Raw genomic sequence first — 19,780 nt, forward strand, 5'->3', positions numbered from 1 at the left:
CCTTCGTTCTCAGTAGACCCGCGCCTTCGGCGGGATGTACTGCACGTCATTGGTCATCGTGTAGCTGTGCACTGGACGGTACTCGATCGCAGTCTTGCCGGCCGGATCAATCCAGGTCAGCGTGTGCTTCATCCAGTCCTTGTCGTTGCGGTCCGGGAAGTCCTCGCGCGCATGCGCGCCGCGGCTTTCGGTGCGGTTCGCCGCCGAATCCATCGTCACGACCGCCTGCACGATCAGATTGTCGAATTCCAGCGTCTCGATCAGATCGGAATTCCACACCAGCGAGCGGTCCGACACCGAGATGTCGCCGACGCCGCCATAGACCTTGTGGATCAGGTTCTGGCCTTCCTGCAGCACGTCGCCGGTGCGGAACACCGCGCAATTGTTCTGCATCACATGCTGCATGCTGTCGCGCAGCTTCGCGGTCGGCGTGCCGCCGGAAGCATGGCGGAAATGATCAAGCCGGCCGAGCGCGAGGTCGGCGGAATCCTTCGGCAGCTCCGGCTGCTTGGCGTTGGCCGTCAGTTTGTCGGCAAGCCGCAGCGCGGCGGCGCGGCCGAACACCACGAGGTCGATCAGCGAGTTGGAGCCGAGGCGGTTGGCGCCATGCACCGAGACGCAGGCCGCTTCGCCGATCGCCATCAGGCCCGGCACCACCGAATTGTCGTCGCCGTTGCGCTTGGTCAGCACCTCGGCGTGATAGTTCGTTGCGATACCGCCCATATTGTAGTGCACGGTCGGCACGATCGGGATCGGCTCGCGGGTGACGTCGACATTGGCGAAGATCTTCGCCGATTCGGAGATGCCCGGCAGCCGCTCATGCAGCACCTTCGGATCGAGGTGATCGAGGTGCAGGAAGATGTGGTCCTTCTTCTTGCCGACGCCGCGGCCTTCGCGGATCTCGATCGTCATCGCGCGCGAGACGACGTCGCGCGAGGCGAGGTCCTTGGCCGACGGCGCATAGCGCTCCATGAAGCGCTCGCCCTCGGAGTTGACGAGATAGCCGCCTTCGCCACGGGCGCCTTCGGTGACGAGGCAGCCCGAGCCGTAGATGCCGGTCGGGTGGAACTGGACGAACTCCATGTCCTGCAGCGGCAGTCCGGCGCGCAGCACCATGCCGCCGCCGTCGCCGGTGCAGGTGTGCGCCGAAGTGCAGGAAGCATAGGCGCGGCCATAGCCACCGGTCGCCAGGATCGTGGTCTGGGCGCGGAAGCGATGCAGCGTGCCGTCATCGAGCTTGAGCGCGATCACGCCGCGGCAGACGCCCTGATCGTCCATGATCAGGTCGATGGCGAAGAACTCGATGAAGAACTCGGCCGAGTGGCGCAGCGACTGGCCGTACATCGTGTGCAGCATGGCGTGGCCGGTGCGGTCGGCGGCGGCGCAGGTGCGCTGCGCCTGGCTCTTGCCGAAGTCGATGGTCATGCCGCCGAACGGGCGCTGATAGATCTTGCCGTCCTCGGTGCGCGAGAACGGAACGCCCCAATGCTCGAGCTCATAGACCGCGTCGGGCGCGTTGCGCACCATGTATTCGATCGCGTCCTGGTCGCCGAGCCAGTCCGACCCCTTCACGGTGTCGTACATGTGCCAGCGCCAGTCGTCCTGATGCATGTTGCCGAGCGAGGCCGAGATGCCGCCCTGCGCCGCCACGGTGTGCGAGCGGGTCGGGAACACCTTGGTGATGCAGGCGGTGCGCAGCCCGGCTTCCGAGCAGCCGACCACTGCGCGCAGGCCGGCGCCGCCGGCGCCGACCACGACGACGTCGTAGGTATGGTCCTGGATCGGGTAGGCCTTGCCGTTCGTGGCCGGGCCACCGTTGGTGGCCTTGCCGTTTCCTTCACCGGCCATGGATCAAACTCCCGACGACAATTTGAGGATTGCGTAGATCGAGGCCAACGCGACCGCGACGCAGAAGAAGTTGTTCGCCATCACGCTGGCGATCTTCAGCTTTTCGTTATGGATGTAGTCCTCGATCACGACCTGCATGCCGATCTTCATGTGCCAGGTGCTGGCGATGATGAAGAGCAGCAGGATGATGGCGATCGGGATCGAGCCGAGGATCTGCGCCGCGCCGGCATGGTTGCGGCCGATCAGCGTGATCACCACAACGATCACGGGAACGATCAGCAGCGTCATCGCAACGGCGGTGAGGCGCTGGCGCCAGAAATCGCCCGTGCCGGTGTGCGCGGAGCCGAGGCCGCGGACGCGCTCCAGCGGCGTGCGCATTGAGGAGGGGCCGCTCATCGTCCACCTCCCACGGCGTAGGCAATGATCCAGACCAAAACGGTCAGCGCGATGCCGGCGACCAGCGCGCCCCAGGTCAGGGCTTCGCGCTCATTGGCCTTGAAGCCGTAGCCGAGGTCCCAGACGAAATGCCGGATGCCGCTGCACAGATGGTGCATCAGCGCCCACGTGTAGCCGAACACGATCAGCTTGCCGATCGCGCTGCCGGTGAAGGCCTGGACGTTGGCGTAAGCTGAGGGGCCGGAAGCGGCGGCGATCAGCCACCAGGCCAGCAGCAGCGTGCCGAAATAGAGGGCCAAACCTGTGGCGCGGTGGACGATGGACAGCGCCATCGTCAGCGTCCACCGGTAGGTCTGCAAATGGGGTGAAAGCGGTCGTTCGATCCTGGCGGTCATCGGCGGGCTTTATGTTGTGAGGGACCGCGGCCGGCCCATCGGGGAACGCGGTAGAGGAGTTCTATTTACGGAGTCGGATCACCCCGCGCAACGGCCAAATAGCCTTCGGTCGAACCGAAGTTCATTGTTAGAGTTGCCGAATTCTGGTTGATCCGCAGTGTGGTATACCAGATGCAAGGTCTGGCGAACCAAGTAGTGAATCTAAATATTCGTGGATCGATCGGCGCGCTTAGCTGCCCGAAAACGGGCTCCGCAATGCATCGATTTTACCCCACTGTTCCACCAGATAATCGACAAATGCCCTGATCTTAGGCGATGCGAGGCGTGACGGCTGAAGCATCAGATGCAGCGGAGTCGGCGCCGGCTCGTGGTCGATCAGCAGGCGTGCCAGGCGACCGTCGGCGAGCTCGGACTGCACCTGCCAGGACGGCACGCGGACGATGCCGGCCCCCTCCCGCGCCGCGCTGACCAGCGCGTCGAGGCTATTCATCCAGAGCCGACCGGATATGCGGATTTTGCGACCCGTCTTGCTGCCGTCGTCGGCAAAGCGCCACTCCGCGCTGCCGGGCGAATCGGAAAACACCAGGCAGTCATGCCCGGCAAGATCGTCCGGTGTCCGCGGCGCGCCGCGCCGAGCCAGATAGTCCGGCGACGCGCACACGATCATCTGCAGATCGGTGAGCTTCCGCGCGATCAGCTGCGAGTCACGCAAGCGGCCGATGCGTATTGCCAGATGGATGTCCTCCTCGACCATGTCGACGGCGCGGTCGACCAGAAGAAGGTCGACGGACAGTGCCGGATAGCGGCGCAGAAACTCGACCAGCAGCGGCGCGATCACGAGCCGACCGATCAGACCCGGCGAGCTGACGCGGATCCGCCCTGATGGCTGATGCGGGTCGCGCGCCAGCGCCGCCTCGATCTCCCTGACCTCGCCGAGGATCGATTTCGCGCGCTCGTAGAGAATGCGCCCGTCGTCGGTCAGCGCGAGCTGGCGGGTGGTGCGCAACAGCAGGCGGGTGCCGAAATGCTCCTCGAGCGCGCTGATCTGCCGGCTCACCGAGGTGAGCGAGCTCGGCAGCGAGCGCGCGGCCGCCGACAGGCTGCCGCTCTCGACCGCGCGGACAAAGGCCGCCATCGCCGCAAGCTGGTCCAAGCCCGATCCTTCCGCATTTCGCAAGAGAGCCTGCTCAAGAGCATAGATACTCCCGAATCCCAAAAGGGGCTATTGCTCACCGCGAACAGTCACAGGACAGCGCCGGAGAGCCTGGCGTGGCCCTACATCGATACTGCTAAGGACATGATGGCCGGCCTCGATCCCAAGGAACTGCTCGAGCTTGCGCTGCTGCTGATCGCGGTCGGGGCGCTGTCGGGCTTTCTCGCCGGCCTGTTCGGCATCGGCGGCGGCGCGATCCTGGTGCCGGTGTTCTACGAATGCTTTCGCCTCGCCGGCGTGCCGCTCGAGGTGCGGATGCCGCTGTGTATCGGCACCTCGCTCGCGATCATCATCCCGACATCGCTGAGCTCGTTCCGCGCCCATTATCGTCGCGGCGCGGTCGACATGGAGATCCTGAAGCGCTGGTGGCTGCCGATCGTGATCGGCGTCGCCGCCGGCAGCGTCACCGCGCGCTTCGCGCCGGAGCGGCTGTTCAAGATCGTGTTCGTGATGGTGGCGTGGTCGGCGGCCGCGCGCCTGCTGCTGGCGCGCGAGACCTGGAAGTTCGGCGACGACGTGCCGAAGGATTTCTTGATGCGCGTCTACGGCTTCTTCGTCGGCCTGCTCTCGACGCTGATGGGCATCGGCGGTGGCCTGTTCGCCAATCTGCTGATGACCTTCTACGGCCGGCCGATCCATCAGGCGGTCGCGACGTCTTCCGCGCTTGCGGTGCTGATCTCGATTCCCGGTGCGCTGGGCTATGTCTATGCCGGCTGGCCCGCCGCCGCGCGCTTTCCCGAGGTCGCCGCGCTGCAACTGCCATTCGCGCTCGGTTACGTCTCGCTGATCGGGGCGCTGCTGGTGATGCCGACCACGCTCGTCACCGCGCCGCTCGGCGTCAAGGTCGCGCACGCGCTGTCGAAGCGGGCGCTGGAGGTGGCGTTCGGGGCCTATCTCTTCATCGTCGGCGGGCGGTTCGTGATCAGCCTCGCCGGCGGGCATTAGCCGCAGCGCGTAGCCCGGATGGAGCGAAGCGTAATCCGGGGTTCATGCCGGTGAACAGCCGGAGTCAGTGCTTCAACCGGACCTCGCTGTTGCCCCAGTATCGCAGATCGCCAGCGCTCTCGATACGATCCAAATCAGAGAGCGCCTGCAATCGGGCCGCCGTCGCCTCATAGGTGATAGTCCAACCGAGTTCCTTGAAGCGCTTTTCCGCATCGGTCACGAACGCCACAACTTTCCGCCAGCGGGACTTCAAAAGCGAGAAGATGACTTCGTCCAGTTGATCTTCGGTCACCGATGGCGGGAGAAGTACCTCGCTCCACGTCAATTCGCCGAAGAAATGCGGGGGCCTCGGTGGAGGTTTTAGGTCCGGATGCTGGGCATAGATGCCCACCAACAGCTTTCGGTGGACGATTTCGTACAGTTCGTTGAGATGCCCCCACAAGGCGTCGCGCTCGGCCTGGTCGATTTGCCCCGTGGCCATGACGGTACGATCGAGTGCTCGGCCCACGTTCAGTAGGCGCTTTTTCAGTTCGGCCGCCTGCTCTCGATCCATGCCGGGTCCCCGTCACCGCGTCCTGTAAAGATCCTTGCGCACTTATTTCCGCAGCGCCTAGCCCAGATGGAGCGAGGCGCAATCCGGGGGTCTCGCAGCTGATAGAGTGGTCCCGGATTTCGCTTCGCTCCATCCGGGCTACGGAGCTTATTTCGCGTAAATATCCTTGTAGGTATCCCGCAGAATGTTCTTCTGCACCTTGCCCATTGCGTTGCGCGGCAGTTCGTCGACGACGAAGACGCGCTTCGGCATCTTGAACTTCGCGAGCCGCCCGTCGAGCGCCTTCAGCACCGATGCCTCGCTGACATCGGCACCCGTGCTGCAGACCAGCACGGCGGTGACGCCTTCGCCGAAATCGGCATGCGGCACGCCGATCACGGCCGACTCGATCACGCCGGGCATGGCATCGATCTCGCTCTCGATCTCCTTCGGGTAAACATTGAAGCCGCCGGAGATCACCAGATCCTTGCCGCGGCCGAGGATGTGGACATAGCCCTTGTCGTCGATCTTGCCGAGGTCGCCGGTGATGAAGAAGCCGTCGGCGCGGAATTCGGCCTTGGTCTTCTCCGGCATCCGCCAGTAGCCCTGGAACACGTTCGGGCCCTTGACCTCGATCACGCCGATGGTTTCCCGCGGAAGCTCCTTGCCGGTCTCGGGATCGGTGACCCGCACCGAGACGCCGGGCAGCGCGAAGCCGACCGCGCCGGGCACGCGGTCGCCGTCATAGGGGTTGCTCGTGTTCATGTTGGTCTCGGTCATGCCGTAGCGCTCGAGCACGGCGTGGCCGGTGCGATCGGACCATTCGCGGTGGGTATCGGCGAGCAGCGGCGCCGAGCCCGAGATGAACAGCCGCATGTGCCTGGTCGCGTCCTTGTTCAGGCCGGGGTTCTGCAGCAGGCGGGTATAGAAGGTCGGCACGCCCATCATCACGGTGGCGCGGGCCATCAGCTTGATGATCACGTCCGGATCGAACTTCGGCAGGAAGATCATCGAGGCGCGTGCGAACAGCGTCACGTTGCTCGCCACGAACAGGCCGTGGGTGTGATAGATCGGCAGCGCGTGGATCAGCACGTCCTTGTCGCTGAAGCGCCAGTAGTCGACCAGCGAATACGAGTTCGAGGCCAGATTGTCGTGCGACAGCATCGCGCCCTTGGAGCGGCCGGTGGTGCCCGACGTGTAGAGGATCGCGGCGAGATCGTTGTTGCCGCGCGGCACCGTGGCGAATTCCTTCGCCGCCTTGTCGGCGGCCACGGTCAGCGAACCCTTGCCGCTGGCATCGAGCGTCTCGACCTTGGCACCCACCTTGGCGGCGATCGCCTTGATGCCATCCTGCTTGGAAGGATCGCAGACCACCAGCACCGGTTCGGCATCGGTGATGAAGTATTCGAGCTCGTTCAGCGTATAGGCGGTGTTGAGCGGCAGGTAGACGCCGCCGGCGCGCACGGTGGCGAGATACAGCACGAGGGCCGAAACCGACTTCTCGGTCTGCGCCGCGACGCGGTCACCGGGCTTGACGCCGTGCTCAACCAGCACATTCGCCATCTGGCCTGCGCGCGCGATTAAATCGCCATAGGAGATGCGGCTGCCGTCGAGCTGCTCGATCGCGAGCCGGTTGGGGTCGTCGAGGCCGTCGAACAGGCGGGAAAACAGATTGGCGTTGGTGGTCGTGTTCATGCAAACATTCCCCGAGGGGCGAAGGGCCGGAAGATTTCGGCTGGATTAGCAAAAACGCCCTTCAGAAAGCAACGGAGACAGTTTGCATGACAAATAATGGGAAACGCGTGGCTTGGGTCACCGGCGGCGGCACCGGAATCGGCGAATCCGGGGCGGAGTTCCTGGCTGCGGACGGCTGGACGGTGGTGGTCTCCGGCCGCCGCAAGGAAGAGCTCGACCGCGTGGTGGCCAACATCACCAAAAAGGGCGGCAAGGCCGAGGCGATCCCGCTCGATGTCAGCAACAAGACCGACGTCAACAAGGCCGCCGAGACGATCGTCGGCAGGCACGGCCGCATCGACCTTTTGGTCAACAGCGCCGGCATCAACGTGCCGAAGCGGAGCTGGGCCGACATGGAACTGGAAGGCTGGGACAAGCTCGTCGAGATCAACCTCAACGGCGTGCTCTACTGCATGCGCGCCGTGCTGCCGACGATGCGCAGGCAGAAGGACGGCTGCATCATCAACGTCGCCTCCTGGGCTGGCCGCCACGTCTCGAAGATGCCGGGCCCCGCCTACACCACGACCAAGCACGCGGTGTTGGCGCTGACCCATTCCTTCAACATGGACGAATGCGTCAACGGCCTGCGCGCTTGCTGCCTGTCGCCGGGCGAGGTCGCGACCCCGATCCTGAAGCAGCGGCCGGTGGTGCCGAGCGAAGCCGAGCAGGCCAAGATGCTGCAGCCCGAGGATTGCGGCCGCACCATCGCCTTCGTCGCCAGCATGCCGGCACGGGTCTGCATGAACGAGATCCTGATCAGCCCGACCCACAACCGCGGCTTCATCCAGACGCCGGCGAACCGGGATTAGGCCAAGCTCTCTCAACGGGTCGTCCCTGCGAAAGCAGGGACCCATAACCACAGGGTCGGATTGTTGGTCGCGCTGTGGCTCCGGCGACGCCCGATAACGGCCGTTCGTGGTTATGGATCCCGGCTCGCGCGGAGCCTGTCATCGGGAGGCGCTTCGCGCCGACCCGTTGGCTTGGCCGGGACGACAGTGTGCCATTAATCCGCAGTCCGGATTGGCGACTACGCTACGACTCACTCGATGATCTCGTTCAATTCCTTCCCGGTATGCTCCGGCACGAACAGGAACACGCCGACCGCCATCGCGATCATCAGCACGGGGATGCACAGGAACGACAGTGCGAACGAGCCGGTGTGCTGCTGGAGCGCGATCGAGACGAACGGGAACAGCACGAAGCCGACGAAATAGGCGATCGCCCAGACCACGCCGTTGGCGGCGCCGCGGATCCGGGTCGGGAAGATCTCCGCGGTCAGCGTTGTGCTCGGTCCCCAGAAGCCGAGGAAGCCGAGACACCAGGCGAGCCCGAATGCCCATAGCAGTACGCGGTCCTCGGAATAGACCCAAAGCGTCATGAAGATCGCACCCTCGATCAGGGTGATGATGAAGGTGCGGCGGCGGCCGATCTTGTCGATCAGCCAGCCCACCACGCACAGTCCAAGGAAGCCGCAGAGCCCGTAGAACACGTAGAACAGGCTGTACTCGGCGGTCGACCAGTGCTTCTCGGTCGACAGATACAGCGGCATCCAGGCGCCGACCGTGCCGTAGATGCAGGTCGAGGCGCAGGCGACGAACAGCGCGACAAGCGTGGCGGGCAGCACGTCGGGCATGAACACCTGGCGGATGCCGACTGACTTGGCCTTGCCGAACCAGGCGCTGTCCTCGGCGCTGACCGTGCCGCCGCGCGCCAGCTTCTCCGAGATGCGCCGCTTGCGGTCCTGCGCGCGCACCCAATAGGGCGATTCCGGGCAGGTGGAGCGGATATAGATCGCGAGCAGCGCGATCACGCCGGGCACCATGACAGCGATGCGCCAGCCGAAATTGGCGGCCACCAGGCCCGTGATCGCACCGGCGAGCGTGGCGCCGAGACACCAGGCCGAGCGGGTGATGCTGATGACGCGGCCGCGGAGCCGGGCCGGCCAGGTTTCCGCCACCAGCATCGAGCCGAGCGACCATTCGCCGTTCAGCGCGAAGAACAACAGCGAGCGCGCGATCACGAACACCGCGAAGGTCGGCGACATCGCCGCGACCGGCATCAGAAGCGAGAACAGCGCGATGTTGACGGCGAGCAGCGTGCGGCGACCGTAGCGGTCGGCGAGCCACGGCCAGAAATAAAGCCCGGCGATGCCGACGAACAGTGCGATCTGCATGCCGGAGCGGTATTCCGGCAGGCTCAGCGAAAATTCCTTGATCACCATCGGCGAGATCAGCGCGAAGATCACGCCGTCCATGCCGTCAAAGCCCCAGCCGAGCGCGTTGGCGGTGGCGATGTGCCAATGCGTTTTCGTGATCTCGGTCGTGTCCGCAACCGCGCGGTAGTTGGCGTATTGCAGGTGCTTCTGCTCGAGCGGACCGACGTCGCTGCTTGCATCGTTCACCGCAGGTGCGGCGTGGTCGTCAGCCGTGATGCTGCTCATGCTGCCTCCCCGCGGCCGCTTTCTGCGAAGCCGTGCCGCAACCTCAAGCTGAACCAATCGAAGAGCAGCGGCAAGCAAATTGCTCGCGGCAGCGCACGCGTCCATTCCGCTGAATGGAATGCCTGGCGGGTTGCGCGAAGCGTCGCGCGTACGCAGCGCACGCCGCTCGGTTTCAACAATCACAAAGAATTATTTCCGGAAACCGTCCGGAAAACCTGCCGTAGCTCGGCCAACGACGACGCACTCATCAACCAGCACGCGCCGTTGTTGCCCCTTCAACGCCGGCGAAGCCTCGCCGGTCGGCCTACTCATCGGGAGACGAAACCATGTCGAAGCGTATTGCCTATCTCGCCGCCGCCTTCAGCGCGCTTGCGATCACGTCCACTGTCGTGGCGCCGGTCCGCGCCGAGGAAAAGACCGTGATGGTCGGCGGCGCCGCGATGTTCCCGTCGAAGAACATCGTGCAAAACGCCGTCAACTCGAAGGACCACACCACGCTCGTCGCCGCGGTGAAGGCCGCGGGCCTGGTCAGCACGCTGGAAGGCAAGGGCCCGTTCACGGTGTTCGCGCCGACCAATGCCGCGTTCGGCAAGCTGCCGGCCGGAACCGTCGACAGCCTCGTCAAGCCCGAGAACAAGGCGACGCTGACCAAGATCCTCACGTACCATGTGGTGCCGGGCAAGCTCGAGGCCTCCGACCTTACCGACGGCAAGAAGCTGAAGACCGCCGAGGGCGAGGAGCTGACCGTCAAGAAGCAGGACGGCAAGGTCTGGATCGTCGATGCCAAGGGCGGCAGCTCGATGGTGACGATTTCCAACGTCAACCAGTCGAACGGCGTCATCCATGTGGTCGACACCGTGCTGATGCCGGCGACGTAACACCCGACGGCCCGATTTGGTCCCAAACGCCTTACGAAACCGCGAGCCGGCGCCTCGCCCCGGCTCGCATTTTTGTGACCAAATGAAGCAGCCTATATCAAACTGATGATGCCTGCCCCCGTAACGGAACGCCGGTTCCGGGCGTATAACCCGGTAACGACCACGAGCAGAGATATCCCATGACGAGCCTTGCCGTCAGCGACCACCAGGCAGAGACCGCGACACCCGCGAAGGCGATCCAGCCGGTCTGGGTGCGCATGGTGCACTGGATCAACGCCTTCGCGATGATCCTGATGATCATGTCCGGCTGGCAGATCTACAACGCCTCGCCGCTGTTCGGCTTCACCTTCTCGCGGAGCATCACGCTCGGCGGCTGGCTCGGCGGTGCGCTGCTCTGGCATTTCGCCGCGATGTGGCTGTTGATGGTCAACGGCCTGGTCTATCTGGCGCTGGGTTTCGCCACCGGCCGCTTCCGCAAGAAGCTGCTGCCGATCACCCCGGGCGGCGTGATTGCCGATACCAAGGCGGCGCTGACCTTCAAGCTGTCGCATGACGATCTCAGCAAATACAATTCGGTGCAGAAGCTGCTCTATGCCGGCATCATCGTGGTCGGCGTCGTCATCGTGCTGTCCGGCCTGTCGATGTGGAAGCCGGTGCAGCTGCATTGGCTGGTGTCGCTGTTCGGTGGCTACGATTTCGCCCGCTATGTTCATTTCACCTGCATGGCGCTGATCGTCGCCTTCCTGGTGATCCATGTCGCGCTCGCGCTGCTGGTGCCGAAGAGCCTGCGCGCCATGATCATCGGACGCTAAAGTGCGATGAGATCGTCATCGCGCTTTAGCTTCTTGTTTCTTGAGCATGATCTTTTCGGAAAACCGCTTCGCACTTTTCCGGATCATGCTGTAGGAGGTCTGTCATGGGTCGTCTCCGCAAGCTCCTGATCCCCGGTGTCGACAAGAAGCTGCTCGTGCGCGATGCGGTGAAGACGATGCCGGAGCTGACGCGCCGTCGCTTCATCACGACGGGCACCAGCCTCGGCGCGCTAACGCTGCTCACCGGGTGCGACGTGGTCGATTCATCGTCGGCCGAGGAAATGCTGAAGCAGGTCTCGAAGTTCAACGACGCCGTGCAGGCCTGGATGTTCAATCCGGATGCGCTGGCGCCGACCTTCCGCGAGAGCATGATCACCAAGCCGTTCCCGTTCAACGCCTATTACGATCTCGACGACGCGCCTGAGATTGCGGCAGCGGACTGGAAGCTCGAAGTGCGCGGGCTGGTCGAGAACAAGAAGTCTTGGACGCTCGACGAATTGTACAAGCTGCCGCAGGTCAAGCAGGTGACGCGCCACATCTGCGTCGAGGGCTGGAGCGCGATCGGTAGCTGGACCGGCACGCCGTTGCGCGATTTCCTCAAGCTGGTCGGTGCTGACACCCGTGCCAAATATGTCTGGTTCCAGTGCGCCGACAAGGACGGCTACAACTCGCCGCTCGACATGCGCTCGGCGCTGCATCCGCAGACCCAGATGACGTTCAAATTCGCCGACGAGATCCTGCCGCGCGCCTACGGCTTTCCGATGAAGATCCGGGTCCCGACCAAGCTCGGCTTCAAGAACCCGAAATACGTGCTCTCGATGGAAGTCACCAACGATTACAAGGGCGGCTACTGGGAAGACCAGGGCTACAATTCGTTCAGCGGGAGTTAGCCGTCGTCCCGGCGAAAGCCGGGACCCATACTCCGCGGCCGAGGGAATAGCTACGAGGGGAGACGCTTCCTTCCATCACAACCAGCTGTGGTTATGGGTCCCGGCCTTCGCCGGGACGACGCAGGCTTACGGCCCGACCTTCCTCTGAAACGCCGACAGCAGCGCGCCGAGCGCGAGCATCGCGGCCGAGACGTTCAACGCAAATGACAGGCTGCCGACCGCGTCGGTGATGGCGCCGACCACGATCGGTCCGAGCGTCTGGCCGATGCCGAACGCGATGGTCATCGCCGCGATTGCGGTCGGCCAGGATTGCGGCGGGTAGTTGAAACGCACGAAGGCGGTGGTCGAGCCGACCACGGCGAAGAAGGCGACGCCGAACACCAGCGCCGAGATCGCCAGCAGCAGCGGCGAATGCCCGAAGATCGGCAGGCTGGCGCCGAGCGCGTTGACGCCGAGGATGATGGTGGTGGCGAGCCCGCCGCGGTCGAGCGCCAGCACCCGCCCCCAGACCCAGGGCGTCACGAATGCGCTGACGCCGATCAGGCTCCAGAACGCGCTCTGTGCAGCCGCACCGCCGCCGCCGTCGCGGACATAGGCGATCATGAAGGTCATGTAGGCGATGTAACCAGCGCCGAACAGGAAGTAGGCGGCGAGGTAGATCAGGACCGGCATGACAGGCAATTGGGTCCGCACGATGCCGCCGGCGGCGCTGTTCGCGTGGAGCGGCGCCAGCATCAGGGGCACGGTCATGATCGCGGAAAGCAGCGTCATCGCCCACCACACGATCCACCACGAGCCGGCGCCGAAACCCTGCAGCACGAAGGGCGCGATCAAGCCCGATGCGAGGATGCCGACGCCCGGTCCGGCATAGAACAGGCTGAGCAGGAAATTCGCGCGTTCGGGTCGCGATTGCGCGATGGTCGCCGCGAGCGCGCCGCCGCCGACAAAGCCGATCGCGGCGGCGAAGCCGACCAGCAGGCGGGCAAAGCTCAGCACCACGAAATTGCCCGTGAGGGCGCAAAGCGCCAGCGACAGCGCGCAGGCCAGCGTCGACCAGCGCACCGATGCGGCAAGTCCGAAGCGTTCGATCAGGCGCGAGGCGAGCAGCGCGCCGACCAGATAGCCGGCGGCATTGATCGTGTTCATGAAGCCGGCGGCCGAATACGACCAGGCCAGCGAGTCGCGCATGTCGGGCAGCACCAGCGAATAGGCAAATCGGCCGATGCCGAGACCGACCGTCGGTGCGAGCGACAGAATAAGGATCAGCCGCGCGGGATGCGGGTAGGACGGGGCGGGGGCTCTCACAATTCACTCCGGCAATGCGGCCATTGTGACAGGCCGCGGCGGCGCTGCCCAGCGCCGATGCCCGCAACACTGTCTTGCGTATCAGGCAATCAGGCGATCAGGACCAGCGCAACGCCGATCACGGTCAGCAGGGTGCCGCCGACGATCCGCGCCGTGATCTCGACATGCTTGAGCATCATCGCGCTCATCACCACGGTGACCAGCGGATAGATCGCGGCGAGCGGCGCCACCAGCGTGATCGGGCCGTTGCGGACCGCGGCGAACAGGCTGAGCGCGCTGAGCCCGTTGCTGATCCCGGTCAGCGCGAACCAGAATCGGCCCTCGCGCGGCGCCTGCACCATGAAGCTGCCCTTGCGGACCCGTTGCACGGTCAGCACCACCAGCGAGGACATGACATAGCCGACCAGGCAGGCCCATAGCGGGCTCGGCCAGATCGCAAGGCCGAGCTTGGCGATCGGCGGCACGATGCCGCGCACCAGCGCGCTCGCGAGCGGCAGCAGCAGCGCCCAGCTGCGCCAATGGCCGAGGCCGCGCGGCCTCGTCACGGTGATGATGGCGGCGCCCGCGACCGCGACGACGAGGCCGATGAGCTGCTGCGGCAGCAAGGGCTCGTGCAGCAGCACCACGGCGGCGGTGACCGCAAACAGCGGTGCCAGATTGCCCAGCGTCGAGGTGATGACCGGCCCCAGCGCCCGGTTCGACGCAAAGGTCAGGAGCGTCAGCGAGGCCGGGAAGAACAGCCCGATCGCTATGAAGATCGGCAGTGCGCGCCAGACCACCGGCTCGCCATGCAGGATCAGCGGCGACAGCACCAGGAATAGCAGGGTGAAAGAGGGTACGCTGATCGCGGCGCCCGACAGCGGCTCGACGGTGCGCAGGCCAAGCTGCGCCAGCACCACCCCGGCGCCGAGGAAAATGGCCGAGGCGAAGGCGTAGACGATGGCTGCGGTCATGGGATCCGTCTTGTTGGCTTCTGAAGGCGCGGGTTGCCCGTTGGGACCATTCTGGGCCGATCCGGGGTGCCTTGCCAATCCGGCTCCGGCGTTTTAGCACTCCGGCCGGATTTCCCCCGCTCGTCGTGCCCGGGCTCGACCCGGGCATCCATCCATCTTCAGAGAGACCTTTCGAAGCGGGATGGATTGCCGGGTCATCTGTGCGAGGACGCGCTTCGCGCTCTTGCCCGGCAACGACAACAACGATTAGCTCGAGGTAACACCATGGCGACCCATAAACTGCTGCTTCTCCCCGGCGACGGCATCGGCCCCGAAGTGATGGCCGAGGTGCAGCGCCTGATCGACTGGCTGAATGCGCAGGGCATCGCGAAGTTCGAGACCGAGCAGGGCCTGGTCGGCGGCTCCGCCTATGACGCCCACAAGGTATCGATCTCCGAGGGCGACATGGCCAAGGCGACGGCGGCGGACGCCGTGATCTTCGGCGCGGTCGGCGGTCCAAAGTGGGACAGCGTGCCCTATGAGGTCCGCCCCGAGGCCGGCTTGCTGCGGCTGCGCAAGGATCTCGGCCTGTTCGCCAATCTGCGTCCGGCGGTGTGCTACCCGGCGCTCGCCGAGGCCTCGAGCCTGAAGCGCGACGTTGTCGAGGGCCTCGACATCATGATCGTGCGCGAGCTCACCGGCGGCGTCTATTTCGGCGAGCCGAAAACCATCACCGATCTCGGCAACGGCCAGAAGCGCGCGATCGACACCCAGGTCTACGACACCTACGAGATCGAGCGTATCGGCCGCGTCGCCTTCGACCTGGCGCGTAAGCGCCGCAACAAGGTGACGTCGATGGAGAAGCGCAACGTCATGAAGTCGGGCGTGCTCTGGAACGAGGTCATGACGGCGGTTCACGCGCGCGAATACAAGGACGTCACGCTGGAGCACCAGCTCGCCGATTCCGGCGGCATGAACCTGGTCAAGGCGCCGAAGCAGTTCGACGTCATCGTGACCGACAATCTGTTCGGCGACATGCTGTCCGACATCGCGGCGATGCTGACCGGCTCGCTCGGCATGCTGCCGTCGGCCTCGCTCGGCGAAGTCGACTCGAAAACGAAGAAGCGGCGCTCGCTGTTCGAGCCGGTGCACGGCTCGGCGCCCGACATCGCGGGCAAGGGCCTCGCCAACCCGATCGCGATGATCTCGTCATTCGGCATGGCGCTGCGCTATTCCTTCGACATGGGCGAACTTGCCGACAAGGTCGATGCCGCGATCGCGGCCGTGCTCGCCAGCGGCCTGCGCACCGCCGATATCAAGTCGGAAGGCACCACGCCGGCCAGCACGAGCCAGATGGGCGAGGCGATCCTGAAGGAATTGCAGAAGCTGCACGCGTGACAGCTCTGCCGTCATTCCGGGGCGATGCGAAAGCATCGAACCCGGAATCTTGAGATTCTCAGATGCGCAATTGCGCATCTGCGGTCTGGTCCTTCGGACCATCCCGGAATGACAGCGAATAAAAAAATGCCCGGCCGGAGCCGGGCATTTTCGTATCGGCTGTTGGCCGAAATTCTCAGTACAGCGGGAAATTCCGCGGATAGCCGCCGAGATCGGCCGGCGGGCTGAGCGGCTGGCGATCGATCGGGCGGTTGTTGTTCTCGCGCGCGAACGTGGGATAACCGATCTCCGGCGGATAGGCGTAGTCGTTGAACTTGCGGTCGCCCGGCAGCACTTCGGTGCCGGCGTCGAGCCAGGAGCGCGTGGTGACGTAAACGCGGGTGCGCGGACCCTGCTGATAGACACGGTTCGGACCTTGGGCGCCGTAATAGCGGCGGCCGTCGCGGTCATACTGCTCCTGCTGCTTGCGCTTGGCCGGGCTCTGCGCGCTGGCCGCGGTCATGCCGAACGCGGTTGCGGTGACGGCAGCCGCGGCAAGCAACACCACGAGCTTGTTCGCGGCAGGGAATTTCAAGGTCATCGCATCCTCGTCATTACGGCCCCATCGGGGCTGGCGCGTCCGCCAAAATCACTCGGAACACATTGTAGCCATGGTGGGGAGGTCGTCACTAGGTCAATTGCGCCACACCGGCTGAGATAATGCGTGTCCAAGCGCAAAAGTTTCATGAAAACCAGTGCCTTGCCACGGTCTCGCCATCAAAGGGCGCCGCGCAGGCGTGGGTTCTCGCTGCCCATGACCCAGTCGGCCGACAGGGCGGGCGCGCCGGAGGTAACGCAGTCGGTGCGCTTGAGCTCGGCATGCGCGAACAGGGCGGCGAGCCGCGGATCGTTGCCCGCGGCCAGCAGGGTCAGGCGGTTCAGCATGCAGACGATCGCGGCGCGCCGGGCCGGCAGGCTGGCGCCCTGGCAGGTCCAGCCGGAGATCCGGAGGTCAGGCGCGTCGGCCTGCTTGAGGAAGCTGAGGCAGGCGCGGTCGCCGTCCTGCCGCGCCGGGCGCAGCAGGGTGACGCCGCCGAACTTGCTGTCGACGATGCCGGCAGCCTCGAGCTCGCGGACGCCGCTCGGGTCGAGCCGCCCGGCAATCTCGGTGACCGCGGGCCCCATGGCCTCGCCGCCGGGGCGATAGATTTCCAGCTCGGCGACCGCTGCACCGGTGGCATCGGCCCAGCGGAAGACGTCCTTGCGGCCGCCCTCGGGGTGCCGGAGGATCTCGTAAGTCTCTGTTTTATCTCGAAGATCGATCCGGCTCACGGCAAAGGCCGGCGCCGTGCGGCCGGCCGGGCTCCAGCCTGCGGCGGCAGGGGCCGCCATCGCCGTTGCGTCGGGCAGTTGCTGCCATAGATAGTTGCCGAGGACGACGAACAGCGCGAGCACGGCGACATAGGCGAACAGCCGGGAGAGCGTGGCGTACACCTCGTCGACGAAGCTCGTCAGTGCTGACGGAATTCTCGTATGATGGGGCGCGGCCGGATCGGCCCGAAATAAACGCATCAAAACGCTCAAAAGCTACGCAACGTTGTCTTGACGGGGTTTCTCGCATAGAAGCGCTGCCTCTTCCCTTTCCGCAGCTGGCGGGGGAACGGGCATTTTTCGTCGGAGAGTGAACGATGGGTTACAAAGTCGCGGTGGTCGGAGCGACCGGCAATGTCGGGCGCGAAATGCTCAACATTCTCGACGAGCGCAAATTCCCCGCCGACGAGGTCGTCGTGCTGGCCTCGCGCCGCAGCGTCGGCATCGAGGTTTCCTATGGCGACCGTACGCTGAAGGTGAAGGCGCTCGAGCACTATGACTTCTCCGACATTGACATCTGCCTGATGTCGGCTGGCGGCTCGGTCTCCAAGGAATGGTCGCCCAAGATCGGCGCCGCCGGCGCGGTCGTGATCGACAACTCCTCGGCCTGGCGCATGGACCCGGACGTGCCGCTGATCGTGCCGGAGGTCAACGCGGATGCGACCGCCGGCTTCACCAAGAAGAACATCATCGCCAACCCGAACTGCTCGACCGCGCAGCTCGTGGTCGCGCTGAAGCCGCTGCACGACAAGGCGACGATCACGCGCGTCGTGGTCTCGACCTATCAATCGGTGTCGGGCGCCGGCAAGGACGCGATGGACGAATTGTTCTCGCAGACCAAGGCCGTCTACACCAATGACGAGCTGGTCAATAAGAAGTTTCCGAAGCGCATCGCCTTCAACGTCATTCCTCAGATCGACGTCTTCATGGAAGACGGCTACACCAAGGAAGAGTGGAAGATGATGGCGGAGACCAAGAAGATCCTCGATCCGAAGATCAAGCTCGCCGCGACCTGCGTGCGCGTGCCGGTCTTCGTCGGTCACTCCGAAGCCGTCAATGTCGAGTTCGCCAATCCGATCACGCCGGACGAGGCGCGCGACATCCTGCGCCGCGCGCCAGGCTGCCTCGTGATCGACAAGCACGAGCCGGGCGGCTACGTCACGCCCTATGAGGCGGCCGGCGAGGACGCGACCTATATCAGCCGCATCCGCGAGGACGCGACGGTGGAGAACGGCCTGTCGTTCTGGTGCGTGTCGGACAACCTGCGCAAGGGCGCGGCGCTCAATGCCGTGCAGATCGCCGAAGTCCTGATCAACCGCAAGCTGATCACCGCCAAGCAGAAGGCGGCATAAAAGCTGCCGCGGGAATACGGTGTCAGGAAGCGCGTGGCATGGCGGAAGCGGAACAACCGGGGACCTATCGGCCCAATCCGACGCTGAAGCGGATTGAACGTCGTTTCGAGAACCTGCTGTTCAACAGCCGCTGGCTGATGGCGCCGTTCTATTTCGGCCTCGTCATCAGCCTCGCGGCGTTGCTGTTCAAGTTCTGCATGGAGCTGTGGCACTTCATCCTGCATGTGCCGGATGCCAAGGAATCCGACATCATTCTCGGCGTGCTGGCGCTGATCGACATCTCGCTGACCGGCAATCTGATCCTGATCGTGGTGTTCTCGGGCTACGAGAACTTCGTCTCGAAAATCGATCCGGAAGGGCATCCGGATTGGCCGGACTGGATGACCAAGGTCGATTTCGGCGGCTTGAAGCAAAAACTGCTCGCCTCGATCGTCGCCATCTCGGCGATTCAGGTGCTGAAGGCGTTCATGAACCTCGATACCGCGTTCGATCCCAGCAAGCTCGCCTGGCTGGTCGGCGTGCACCTGGTATTCGTGGTGTCGTCTTTCATGCTCGCGATCTCCGACCGCTGGGGCAGCGGCCATCACGGCAACGAGTAGATCTACTCGCCCGATTTCAGCTCGTCGCGGACGCTGATGAATTCCTTCGCGACCCGGTCGAGCACGAACAGCGAGCCCTCGGCGACGCCGAAATAGGCGCCGTGCAGCTGCATCTCGCCGCTCTCGACGCGTTCGCGCACGAACGGGAAGGTCATCAGGTTCTCCAGCGAGCGGAACACCGCGGCCTTCTCGATGCGGGTGACGAAGTCCTGCATGGTCTCATGGTCGCGCTGCTCGACGACCTCGCCTGGCTTGATGAACATCTGCATCCATTTGCCGATGAAGTCGCCCGGCGTGAGCGGCTTGATCTTGTCGACGAAGGCGCGGATGCCGCCGCACTGGGCATGGCCCAGCACCACGATATTCTTCACCTTCAAAACGGTCACGGCATATTCCAGCGCGGCCGAGACGCCGTGGGCGTTGCTGTCGGGCTGATAGACCGGAACCAGATTGGCGATGTTGCGGACCACGAACAATTCACCGGGGCCGGCGTCGAAGATCACCTCCGGCGAGACGCGGGAGTCGCAGCAGCCGATCACCATGGTCTCGGGAAACTGGCCGCGCTCCGAGAGGTCCCGGTAGCGCGACTGCTCGGTCGGCAGTCGCTGGGTCGCGAACGTCCGGTAGCCGTCGATCAATTGTTTCGGAAAGAATTTCATGGCCTCTGGCTAACCACATGCGGGTAACGGGAACAAGACTTTCGGCGCGTGGCCTGAGATGATACGGCAGCCTTGAAGAATGGTTCCCGCCCGATGCCCAAA

The 19,780-nt window shown here is 64.5% G+C and carries 20 protein-coding genes; 8 read left to right on the forward strand and 12 right to left on the reverse strand.

Annotated features, from left to right (window positions below):
• Positions 1 to 9: 9 nt before the first annotated feature.
• The 4 genes from sdhA to ACVWY5_RS39855 form a co-directional block, all read right to left on the reverse strand.
• Positions 10 to 1,848 (reverse strand): succinate dehydrogenase flavoprotein subunit, encoded by a 1,839-nt coding sequence (gene sdhA, locus ACVWY5_RS39840; RefSeq protein WP_028337892.1) that lies wholly within the window; start codon positions 1,846 to 1,848, stop codon positions 10 to 12.
• A 3-nt stretch (positions 1,849 to 1,851) separates the two neighbouring features.
• Positions 1,852 to 2,226 carry a succinate dehydrogenase, hydrophobic membrane anchor protein gene (gene sdhD / locus ACVWY5_RS39845; protein WP_085964893.1) on the reverse strand — a complete coding sequence of 125 codons (375 nt, stop codon included), beginning with the start codon at positions 2,224 to 2,226 and terminating at the stop codon, positions 1,852 to 1,854.
• 14 nt (positions 2,227 to 2,240) lie between these two features.
• Positions 2,241 to 2,639, reverse strand: coding sequence for a succinate dehydrogenase, cytochrome b556 subunit (gene sdhC / locus ACVWY5_RS39850; RefSeq protein WP_028337891.1), 399 nt, complete (start codon positions 2,637 to 2,639; stop codon positions 2,241 to 2,243).
• 229 nt (positions 2,640 to 2,868) lie between these two features.
• Entirely contained in the window at positions 2,869 to 3,774 is a 906-nt protein-coding gene (locus ACVWY5_RS39855) for a LysR family transcriptional regulator (RefSeq protein ID WP_321177177.1), read from the reverse strand.
• Between the two features lie 162 nt (positions 3,775 to 3,936).
• Between ACVWY5_RS39855 and ACVWY5_RS39860 the strand changes: the two genes are divergently transcribed.
• The gene (locus ACVWY5_RS39860; protein ID WP_028337890.1) at positions 3,937 to 4,797 is read left to right on the forward strand and encodes a sulfite exporter TauE/SafE family protein; all 861 of its coding nucleotides are present in this window, start codon (positions 3,937 to 3,939) and stop codon (positions 4,795 to 4,797) included.
• Positions 4,798 to 4,861: 64 nt separating this feature from the next.
• Here ACVWY5_RS39860 and ACVWY5_RS39865 read toward each other — a convergent pair whose 3' ends face one another.
• Positions 4,862 to 5,350: a hypothetical protein gene (locus ACVWY5_RS39865; RefSeq protein ID WP_028337889.1), complete on the reverse strand. Its 489-nt coding sequence runs from the start codon at positions 5,348 to 5,350 to the stop codon at positions 4,862 to 4,864.
• 147 nt (positions 5,351 to 5,497) lie between these two features.
• Positions 5,498 to 7,024, reverse strand: a complete 1,527-nt coding sequence (locus tag ACVWY5_RS39870) for a malonate--CoA ligase (RefSeq protein ID WP_028337888.1) — start codon at positions 7,022 to 7,024, stop codon at positions 5,498 to 5,500.
• Between the two features lie 86 nt (positions 7,025 to 7,110).
• Here ACVWY5_RS39870 and ACVWY5_RS39875 point away from each other — a divergent pair, with 86 nt between their 5' ends.
• On the forward strand, positions 7,111 to 7,872 hold the full coding sequence (locus ACVWY5_RS39875) for an SDR family oxidoreductase (RefSeq protein WP_028337887.1): 762 nt from the start codon (positions 7,111 to 7,113) through the stop codon (positions 7,870 to 7,872).
• Positions 7,873 to 8,102: 230 nt separating this feature from the next.
• Here ACVWY5_RS39875 and ACVWY5_RS39880 read toward each other — a convergent pair whose 3' ends face one another.
• Complete coding sequence (locus ACVWY5_RS39880) at positions 8,103 to 9,503, reverse strand: MFS transporter (protein ID WP_028337886.1); 1,401 nt, start codon at positions 9,501 to 9,503, stop codon at positions 8,103 to 8,105.
• A 326-nt stretch (positions 9,504 to 9,829) separates the two neighbouring features.
• On the opposite strand from ACVWY5_RS39880, the gene ACVWY5_RS39885 reads away from it, so the two are divergent.
• The 3 genes from ACVWY5_RS39885 (at position 9,830) to ACVWY5_RS39895 (ending at position 12,083) form a co-directional block, all read left to right on the forward strand.
• Positions 9,830 to 10,381: a fasciclin domain-containing protein gene (locus tag ACVWY5_RS39885; RefSeq protein WP_028337885.1), complete on the forward strand. Its 552-nt coding sequence runs from the start codon at positions 9,830 to 9,832 to the stop codon at positions 10,379 to 10,381.
• A 179-nt stretch (positions 10,382 to 10,560) separates the two neighbouring features.
• Positions 10,561 to 11,193 (forward strand): cytochrome b/b6 domain-containing protein, encoded by a 633-nt coding sequence (locus ACVWY5_RS39890; protein ID WP_028337884.1) that lies wholly within the window; start codon positions 10,561 to 10,563, stop codon positions 11,191 to 11,193.
• A 104-nt stretch (positions 11,194 to 11,297) separates the two neighbouring features.
• Positions 11,298 to 12,083: a molybdopterin-binding protein gene (locus ACVWY5_RS39895; RefSeq protein WP_028337883.1), complete on the forward strand. Its 786-nt coding sequence runs from the start codon at positions 11,298 to 11,300 to the stop codon at positions 12,081 to 12,083.
• 126 nt (positions 12,084 to 12,209) lie between these two features.
• Here the strand turns inward: ACVWY5_RS39895 and ACVWY5_RS39900 are convergent, their stop codons facing one another.
• Positions 12,210 to 13,388 carry a YbfB/YjiJ family MFS transporter gene (locus tag ACVWY5_RS39900; RefSeq protein WP_321177176.1) on the reverse strand — a complete coding sequence of 393 codons (1,179 nt, stop codon included), beginning with the start codon at positions 13,386 to 13,388 and terminating at the stop codon, positions 12,210 to 12,212.
• A gap of 89 nt (positions 13,389 to 13,477) precedes the next feature.
• On the reverse strand, positions 13,478 to 14,341 hold the full coding sequence (locus tag ACVWY5_RS39905; protein ID WP_028337881.1) for an EamA family transporter: 864 nt from the start codon (positions 14,339 to 14,341) through the stop codon (positions 13,478 to 13,480).
• Positions 14,342 to 14,605: 264 nt separating this feature from the next.
• On the opposite strand from ACVWY5_RS39905, the gene leuB reads away from it, so the two are divergent.
• Positions 14,606 to 15,718: a 3-isopropylmalate dehydrogenase gene (gene leuB, locus ACVWY5_RS39910; RefSeq protein ID WP_028337880.1), complete on the forward strand. Its 1,113-nt coding sequence runs from the start codon at positions 14,606 to 14,608 to the stop codon at positions 15,716 to 15,718.
• Positions 15,719 to 15,893: 175 nt separating this feature from the next.
• On the opposite strand, the gene ACVWY5_RS39915 is transcribed toward leuB, so the two are convergent.
• Together ACVWY5_RS39915 and ACVWY5_RS39920 are read right to left on the reverse strand one after the other, a co-directional pair.
• Positions 15,894 to 16,298: a hypothetical protein gene (locus ACVWY5_RS39915; RefSeq protein ID WP_028337879.1), complete on the reverse strand. Its 405-nt coding sequence runs from the start codon at positions 16,296 to 16,298 to the stop codon at positions 15,894 to 15,896.
• 176 nt (positions 16,299 to 16,474) lie between these two features.
• Positions 16,475 to 17,269: a hypothetical protein gene (locus ACVWY5_RS39920; RefSeq protein WP_028337878.1), complete on the reverse strand. Its 795-nt coding sequence runs from the start codon at positions 17,267 to 17,269 to the stop codon at positions 16,475 to 16,477.
• Positions 17,270 to 17,385: 116 nt separating this feature from the next.
• Here ACVWY5_RS39920 and ACVWY5_RS39925 point away from each other — a divergent pair, with 116 nt between their 5' ends.
• Together ACVWY5_RS39925 and ACVWY5_RS39930 are read left to right on the forward strand one after the other, a co-directional pair.
• Complete coding sequence (locus ACVWY5_RS39925) at positions 17,386 to 18,420, forward strand: aspartate-semialdehyde dehydrogenase (protein WP_028337877.1); 1,035 nt, start codon at positions 17,386 to 17,388, stop codon at positions 18,418 to 18,420.
• A gap of 38 nt (positions 18,421 to 18,458) precedes the next feature.
• Positions 18,459 to 19,019, forward strand: a complete 561-nt coding sequence (locus ACVWY5_RS39930) for a TIGR00645 family protein (protein ID WP_028337876.1) — start codon at positions 18,459 to 18,461, stop codon at positions 19,017 to 19,019.
• Between the two features lie 2 nt (positions 19,020 to 19,021).
• On the opposite strand, the gene ACVWY5_RS39935 is transcribed toward ACVWY5_RS39930, so the two are convergent.
• Positions 19,022 to 19,678, reverse strand: a complete 657-nt coding sequence (locus ACVWY5_RS39935; protein WP_028337875.1) for a carbonic anhydrase — start codon at positions 19,676 to 19,678, stop codon at positions 19,022 to 19,024.
• Positions 19,679 to 19,780 lie beyond the last annotated feature (102 nt).

The organism is Bradyrhizobium sp. USDA 3256 (assembly GCF_054058275.1).